The organism is Paraburkholderia mimosarum LMG 23256 = NBRC 106338 (genome assembly GCF_000739815.1).
GTDB lineage: Bacteria > Pseudomonadota > Gammaproteobacteria > Burkholderiales > Burkholderiaceae > Paraburkholderia > Paraburkholderia mimosarum.
The window spans coordinates 1-7704 of record NZ_BBJJ01000138.1 but is presented as its reverse complement, the minus strand read 5'-3'; the positions used below and the strand labels follow the sequence as shown (position 1 = coordinate 7704).

The 7704-nt window shown below is 60.6% G+C and carries 6 protein-coding genes and 1 pseudogene; 5 read left to right on the top strand and 2 right to left on the bottom strand.

Going from position 1 to position 7704, the window contains the following annotated elements; genetic code table 11:
* The first annotated feature begins 421 nt into the window (after positions 1-421).
* The 5 genes from BMI01S_RS35160 (at position 422) to BMI01S_RS40000 (ending at position 6752) form a co-directional block, all read left to right on the top strand.
* Complete coding sequence (locus tag BMI01S_RS35160) at positions 422-694, top strand: hypothetical protein (protein WP_051381610.1); 273 nt, start codon at positions 422-424, stop codon at positions 692-694.
* Between the two features lie 515 nt (positions 695-1209).
* Positions 1210-1569, top strand: a complete 360-nt coding sequence (locus tag BMI01S_RS35155; protein ID WP_028215140.1) for a hypothetical protein — start codon at positions 1210-1212, stop codon at positions 1567-1569.
* Positions 1570-2565: 996 nt separating this feature from the next.
* Positions 2566-3732, top strand: coding sequence for a DUF4382 domain-containing protein (locus BMI01S_RS35150; protein WP_028232870.1), 1167 nt, complete (start codon positions 2566-2568; stop codon positions 3730-3732).
* 238 nt (positions 3733-3970) lie between these two features.
* The gene (locus tag BMI01S_RS35145; protein ID WP_036047017.1) at positions 3971-6184 is read left to right on the top strand and encodes a penicillin-binding protein 1A; all 2214 of its coding nucleotides are present in this window, start codon (positions 3971-3973) and stop codon (positions 6182-6184) included.
* Between the two features lie 292 nt (positions 6185-6476).
* On the top strand, positions 6477-6752 hold the full coding sequence (locus BMI01S_RS40000; RefSeq protein ID WP_081716261.1) for a hypothetical protein: 276 nt from the start codon (positions 6477-6479) through the stop codon (positions 6750-6752).
* Between the two features lie 411 nt (positions 6753-7163).
* Here BMI01S_RS40000 and BMI01S_RS35140 read toward each other — a convergent pair whose 3' ends face one another.
* On the bottom strand, positions 7164-7571 hold the full coding sequence (locus tag BMI01S_RS35140; RefSeq protein WP_042292506.1) for a nuclear transport factor 2 family protein: 408 nt from the start codon (positions 7569-7571) through the stop codon (positions 7164-7166).
* Between the two features lie 8 nt (positions 7572-7579).
* Positions 7580-7704, bottom strand: a pseudogene (locus BMI01S_RS41535) (LysR family transcriptional regulator); the annotation flags it as partial.

Here is a 7704-nt window from a genome sequence, read left to right as displayed (position 1 = left end):
TCAACATATGCAATAAACACTGGCGCTGGCCAGGATGTCACGCCGGATATCCGGGTCGCCTTTCCAATGTCGCGCACGTCCGTACGGCGTCGCGATATTCCAGTACGCCCAGCGTAAGGGCACAGTCACGTTTGTTCATTTCGAGGGAGTGGGATGGATGAAACATGGTGGGTCTTGCGATCGTTGTATCGACACTCGCCGTTACCGCTGCCAATGGCGCTTGCCCAGTAGGCGCGAAAAAGATCGTGCGCAGACACTTCGCAATCGCGGGCAGCAATAGATGGTTAGTCTCTACAACGGCCCGGGCGTCGTCTCCGCCGTCGGGTGGGGCGTTTCAGCAATTGTCCCTGGACGGCAGGTTGTACCGCGTGCCCACGAGACAACCCGCGCCCATTCTGGGCAATCTCGCATAAGAAACAGCATGACAGCTCACTTTCAGGAAACGCTGGCAGTCGGCCGGCGGGAACTCAACGTCCGCGCCGAGATTGACAACATGCGGATTGCAGCTCTCTGGCAGGTGCTCCTGCCGATCGCTGGCGAGATCAGGAGCGTGAAGATCTCGACTGCACAGACTCGAGACTTTGCCGATTTCACCATTTCGTTTGGCTGTATTCCGTTGGCGGTGCTGTGGGCCATAGTGGATCGGCTGGGCAGCATGACGTGGGTAACGAGCGTCAAGTTGACGCCGGGCTGATTGTCTCGGCACGCAACGGACAACATTCAGAATTGATCAACGAATCGCGGCCATCGCCGTGCTCGTGCCGACACCAGGCGGCATCAACCTGGAAGATGTCAAGGGGCCCGAGTGCTTCTAGATCGAGCAGAAGCGGCATGAGCGCAGAAGATCCCGGTAGTACCAGTCGGCGACCGTCATGTCATTCTTGCCAGGATGGATATGAAAGGACGTGGGGATCCACCTCAAACGACGCGGATAGAAGCCCGATAAACGTCAAACGATTTGGTTGAATGCGCCATCCGCCGTCGACTTATGCCTTTTGCATCGCATGCACCCCCCAGACCATTGTCGCGCTCGGCGGTGGGCGCTGGTCGGCCATCTCTCCACGCGATAGGCGTCGTGACAGTCAAAGGTCACTAACCTCGTGTGGTGAAAACGTCAAAGAGAGCCGGTCGCATTTTTGAAATGTTTTTTTGAGCGCCATCATAGGGGGACTAGCTTCCAATCGGCTTTGCAACCAAATGGGGTATGTCATGGGCAGCGCGCTGGTTTGGGCAGCAATCCCTCACAACAGCGATGGGGTCGTGTTCCAGGTTCGCGCGGTTCGCGGACTTCAACGTTTCCATATCCCGCGCCGGGCGCTTGAGGAGGCTTTCGGCTTGCCTCCCCATGCATCGGATGCAGGGCAACTCGAACTCTTTTATCAGCATGAGACTCTCATCCTAAGGCGGGCCATGCAGAAACGTCCGATTGCGGGCGCTGACACTGCTGCCCTCCAGACTGCCGATCTCGCCTCTGTCGTTGAAATGGGATTGAGCGCGACAGCGCACCTGTCGGAAGCGCCAGGGTACCTGGCTTCAAACTACAGCGCTCTTGATGAGAGCGGCCATTGATGTGCGGGAAAGTCGAACGTCAAGAACCGGTTATTCTCCAGCGTTGCGGTTGCAGAACCGAGGTTCTCACTGTGGCAAGTGCGATGTGGTTAATCAGCAGCGCGCTCGCCTGAACGCGCCCCGTCACCCGAGGATGCGCACGCAGCCAGGATCGCGTGATCTCTTCCGTGGCAGCGAGGCATTTAGAATGTCTGGCGAAAAGGCTTATATGCGCCGCCGCAGCAGCAACGAGGCGCGCGACTGCGCGTGCGATCACTCTGCGGAAACTAAAGCGTCGGATAGAAAATCGCGCCCGGATAGGACCCAGCTTCGGCGGCACCCAGTGCATACCGGAAGACATGGAAGCGTCCCGTTGAATGCGTGAATGCCGGCGGCTGTCCGATCGGCAGCCTCATCAAGTTGCGCACACAACCTTTCAGGACGCGCCGGTTGTATCCGTCTACGAATACGGCGTCAAATTTGCGTAACGCCCGCGCGCGCCCGGCGCAAGCGGCTGCGTAGATCGGTTCCGTACCCTTGTTTTGTGTGATCAAGGAAGCAAAAGACCAACGCTTTAGGCCCGTCCGCTGCAATCGTCGCCGGGAGCACCCCGTGCAGCGAATTTCGCCTGAATTGCGTTATTACACACTCGGCTATCTGATATGCAGGACAGGGGCGGTCGGTACGACGTGCTCACTCGTCCTGGACGGCCACCCCTCGGCCGACTCTACTCATTCACGGCAATAGCCCGAAAGCTGCCTTCGACGATATCAACGTTCGGTCTGCGGGGACTCGTCGAACTGGTGCTCTCGGCCAGGAAGAGCCGTTAGATCAAGCCATGACCCGGACATTCGGGCGGCTGACTCTCCGTTGATAACGGTCATTCCTGAGTCCACCAGGCAAAGGTCATAAACGCGACGAGCAAAAGAAGTTACGGATTGTTGCAAAGTCACGATAAGGTTTGCAGTCCGCCGAATGTAAGCTCCGCGCACCACAGACAAACCATCAGGTATTGAGATGAACGGGATGCGAAAAACACTCACAACCGCCATTTTCGCCTCCGCTGCACTCGCGGCCTGCGGCGGTGGAGGGGGGAGCAATAACGGAGGCACCCCGACCGGCACCGTGAACGTCCAGATGGCTGATGCGCCCTCCTGCGGCTTCGACCACGTCTACGTAACGGTGAGCCAGGTGCGCATTAACGCGAGCTCGAGCGCAGGTGACAACGACAGCGGATGGACCAACATCACGCTCGCTCCCCCGCAGAAGGTCGATCTCCTTTCGCTCACGAACGGAACGATGGCTGCGCTCGGCCAGGCCACGCTTCCCGCCGGCCAGTATCAGCAGGTGAGGCTTGTACTCGCCCAAAACCAGGGTAACACGGTGGCCAATTCGGTCGTCGTGTCGGGAACGACCAACGAACAGCCGCTCGCGACGCCGAGCGCGACCCAAAGCGGTCTCAAGATCATTCGTCCCTTTGACGTGGCCGCGAACTCGACGGTCGATCTCGTGCTCGACTTCAACGCCTGCAAGTCGGTCGTCCAGAAGGGCAATGGCTCGTACGCGCTGAAGCCCGTGATCACCGCCACGCCCACGACCGTCACCGGCTTGATTGACGGCTATGTCGCGGCGGCTGAAGCCGGCGCTACCGTGTATGCCGAGCAGAATGGCAAGGTGGTGAGCGGCACGGTGGCGGACAGCACGGGCCACTTTGTGTTCTCGACGCTGGTCCAGAGCTCGACGAACGGCAACTACGATATCGTGATCGTGCAACCCAACGAGACGACGGGGATCATCAAGTCAGTGCCTGTCGTAGTTGGCGCTACGACCCGCGTATCGACGGCCGGCCAACCCATTACGCTTCCCGTCTCGACGATGAATACGGTGAGCGGCACGGTGACGGCGTCGGCGGATGCCAGCATGCGTGCGCTTCAGACCACGTCGACGGGCACGTATGAGATCGCATCGGCGAATGCGAACCTCGATACGGGCAACTATACGACAAGCCTGCCCGTCGCGGCACCGGTGGTTGGCGCCTATAACGGCACGCTGCCCGTCGCCCTGATCCCGGCGGCGCCGGCAGGCCAATACACGATCGAAGCCGATGCGGCCTCAGGCGCCACGCAATCGACCGCCGTCAACATTACGGGCGGAAGCCAGGCCAACGTGAACTTCAGCTTCTGACAAGTGCAGTACGTACGGAGTGGCGGGGGGCCCTTCTCTGTCGGGAGCATGACCGGTGCAAGCGGCGGCACCCCGATCTTGCACAAACGGCTCGTGCAAAGCCGGGCCGCAACTGCGAACGTCGCCCACATCGAAACAATTGTAATCGTCTGTTAATGGCTGGCCGACGGCCTGTTTTCACGGCAGACGCACATCTTCGTTTTGATACGATCCCGCTTTTTCCGCCTGCGCGTCGACTGTGAATCACCGATATCTGTCCTTGTTTCGTCAACAGTGCACAAGGTGGCTCGCCCGCATCCAACCGCTGGCCGCTGTCATCAGAACGAAACCCAGACTCGTCCTCCTTGCCACACTGCGCAGCTTGAGCCACCCGACGCGACGCGGCATCGCGTTGGCACTCGGCGCGGTGCCGGCGCTATCCCTGCTGTACATGCTCGCGCTTGTGCCGTTCACACCAGGCACCGGCGACATCCGCAAAGCCCGCGTTGATCTGCCAGCGTTGATCGTGTCCGCCGACGGCAAACTGCTCGCGGAATTCAAGCCGGTCAATCGCGAATGGGTGTCGCTCAAGCAGATCTCTCCGTACATGGTAGATGCATTGGTCGCGACTGAAGACCGGCGCTTCTACGAGCACCACGGCATCGACTGGAGGCGTATCGCGTCGGCCGCATTGCACACGTTCTCGGGTAACCGGCAAGGTGGCTCGACGCTCACGCAGCAACTCGCGCGCAATCTGTATCCCGACGAAATCGGCCGTGCGCCGACCCTCACGCGCAAGCTCAAGGAAGCGATCACGGCGTTCAAGATCGAAGCCGTGTACAGCAAGGATCAGATTCTCGAGACGTACCTGAACACGGTGCCATTCCTGTATAACGCCTACGGCGTGGAAATGGCCGCACGCACCTACTTCGGCAAATCGGCCGCTCAGCTCGACATTCTCGAAAGCGCTACGCTCGTCGGCATGCTAAAGGCCAACAGCACCTATAACCCGGTGCTCAATCCCGAGCGTGCATTGCAACGGCGCAACACGGTGCTCGGGCAGATGAACAAGTATGGGAAGCTCAAGCCCGCCGCGTATGCATGGCTGAAGCGGCAACCGCTCAACGTCGATTTCGAGCAGCAAACTGTGTCACCGGGCCCGGCGCCGCATTTTGCGGCGCAATTGCGCAAGTGGCTGACGGGGTGGGCCGACCGCAATGGCTACAACATCTATGCCGACGGGCTGGTCGTGCGCACGACGATCGATTCCCGTCTGCAGGCAATGGCGACGCAGGCGATGAACTGGCAGACGAACCAGTTGCAATGGATCGCAAACGACGCATGGAACGAACGCACGGGCTGCTCACCGGACAACGACCTGTTTCAGACGTTCATCCGGCAGACGCCCGACTATCGCGCCGCACGCGACGCTGGCCAGTCGGATGAGGTCGCGCTCAGGAAGCTCGCCACGGACGCCACCTTCGTCCGTGCGCTGTGCCGGAGCAAAGCCCAGATCCAGGCGGGCTTTGTCGCCATCGATCCACGCAACGGAGATATCAAGGCATGGGTCGGCAGTCGCGACTTCGGAGACGAGCCGTTCGATCACGTGCAGCAGGCGCGGCGTCAGCCGGGCTCGACATTCAAGCCGTTCGTCTACGGCGCGGCCTTTACGGACGGCGCGCGGCCGGGCGATACGATCGTCGACCGGAACGTCGCCATTGCCCTGAGCGGACATGCGATCTGGCGACCGACCGACGCGGAGCCGCCCACTGGCGGACCCATGACGCTGCGCGACGCACTCGCGTATTCGCGCAACCGCGTTACCGCTCAGCTTATGCAAAAGGAAGGCCCCGAGAAGGTCGCACGTCTCGCGCGCGCGATGGGTGTGCGCGAAAGTCCGCTCGAAGCGGTGCCGTCGCTCGCGCTAGGCACGAGCCCGGTTACGCTGAAAGAAATGGTCGCGGCGTATTGCACGATTACAAACCGTGGCGCCTATATCGCACCGCGCATGGTCACGCGTATCGAGAATCACGACGGCAAGGTGCTCGCAGAATTCCCGAGTGCATCGCCAGAACCGGCGCTACCAGCCAGCGCAGCGCAGACGCTCGTCGACGTGATGCGCGACGTCGTGAACAGGGGCACCGGTTCTGACATCCGACGCCGCTTCGGGATTCGCGCCGACGTTGCCGGCAAGACGGGCACGACGCAGGACAACACCGATAGCTGGTTCATCCTGATGCATCCGCAACTGGTCGCTGGCGCGTGGGTGGGTTTCGATGATGCGCATGTGACGCTCGGTAACGACTATTGGGGTGAGGGGGCGCACAGCGCGTTGCCGATGGTGGGTGCCTTCTACGATATGGCGCTGCGCGCGCGAGTCATCGATCCTGGTGCTCAGCTCGGACCCGAAACGCGCCCCCCTCGAACGGTTCGCGCGCGACGTCATCGCCACTTTCTCTTCTGGCCATTCTGATGTCGTCGCGGACGATGCGCTCGTTCGCGACAACTTTGTAACTGGCGGTTACGGTTTCCGTAATATGATGGAGCGCTATAACCGATTCACGGGGGCAACAGCTATCGCGCGCGGGTGCATGGCGAGTTTCCGATAATGCCCTTCTGCGCTGCGTCGCTGGCAATCGCTAGCGCAAGCCGTTACAAGTTCGCGTTGAAGCGGACGTGACAAGGTCGCACACTGTGTGAGATTGAACAACGACGGCCACGTGTGAGGTGGCCGACCAGCAGCCAGCTGCTCTTTCGGGGAAAAGATGAAACATCTCTTCATTGCCGCGGCGCTAGCGGGTATTGGAATCGGTGCGTCAGCACTTGCGAATGCCACCGACGTCGGGGTTGGCATCAATATTGGCGTACCACCGCCCGTCGTGGTCGCACCGGCACCGGTGGTCGTAGTGTCGCCCGGATGGCAAGGGGACCGTTACTGGGACGGACAGCGCTACTGGGGCCGCGACGAATGGGAGGAGCATCGCCACCATCACGGGCACGGTCACTGTCCGCCGGGGCACGCGAAAAAGGGCGAATGCTGACCAGCACCGCGAGCCGCCGCCGGGAGTCATGACGCAAGTCCATTCTGCGGCCGTTTCTTGAAAAGCATGCGATTTGAATGGCCGCTATACGGGTCTTGAATGACCACGTGATATCGCGCGGAAGTCCGACATGAGGCGGGACCCGGCCATAAGGTACCGTTGACCTCTCCCGTTGACGCGTCGGTTGAATCCGCCCTCTCAAAGCGGTCACTGATATCAACGACTGACCTCCTCAAAATCGGGTAATGGATAGCTTCGGTCAAAGTAGCCTTCCGTCGGGCCGTAGAAGCGGAAGCTTTTTGCGTGCTCGCTGAAAAAAAATGAACGAACAGAATCCAAGTCGAATTTGACAAGCAGCCGTCATCTGGACGACAGCGCCCGGTTCCGGCAATTCGCTGGGCGGGCATACAATCAAGCGGTGCGCGTCACGGCGAACGCATCCGCCGCCGCCACCGTATCCAGCGCTTCACGCAGCAGCGAGATCTTGCCGTCGCGTGCCACGAGCCGTCCGGCGTACATCTGGCGATAGATCTTCCCCGTTGACGGCACGAGCGCTTCAACTTCATATTCCGCGAACACCTGCTCGGGCGTTTCGATCAGAAAGCGCACGTTCCTGAACGCGAAATCCGGTACTTTCACGAGCAGCGAAGCAATGAAGCCCTCGATCGATTCGGGTCCCTCCGCGCGCCCGTCGATACCGAGCGACTTCAGATAAGGCAGTTCCAGCACGCCGTCGCTGGCAAAGAGCGCGGCAGCGGCACGCGGGTCGCGAGGTCGTGCACGAGACGCTCGTGCGTCGGGTAATCGCCGAGAATCCAGCTACCGCGTTACTTCGGCCATCGCCATGACGGCTCCGAGAGATGCTCCGCAAAATAATCGCACAGCGCCGCCACCTTCGCAGGACGTGCGCGCGCCGATGGCGTGACGAAGTAAAGACCGCCCGTAACTGTTC

Coding starts and splice junctions, on each gene's coding strand:
- BMI01S_RS35155 (WP_028215140.1), top strand. CDS start 1,210: ATGGGCAGCGCGCTGGTTTGGGCAGCAATCCCTCACAACAGCGATGGG.
- BMI01S_RS35160 (WP_051381610.1), top strand. CDS start 422: ATGACAGCTCACTTTCAGGAAACGCTGGCAGTCGGCCGGCGGGAACTC.
- BMI01S_RS40000 (WP_081716261.1), top strand. CDS start 6,477: ATGAAACATCTCTTCATTGCCGCGGCGCTAGCGGGTATTGGAATCGGT.
- BMI01S_RS35150 (WP_028232870.1), top strand. CDS start 2,566: ATGAACGGGATGCGAAAAACACTCACAACCGCCATTTTCGCCTCCGCT.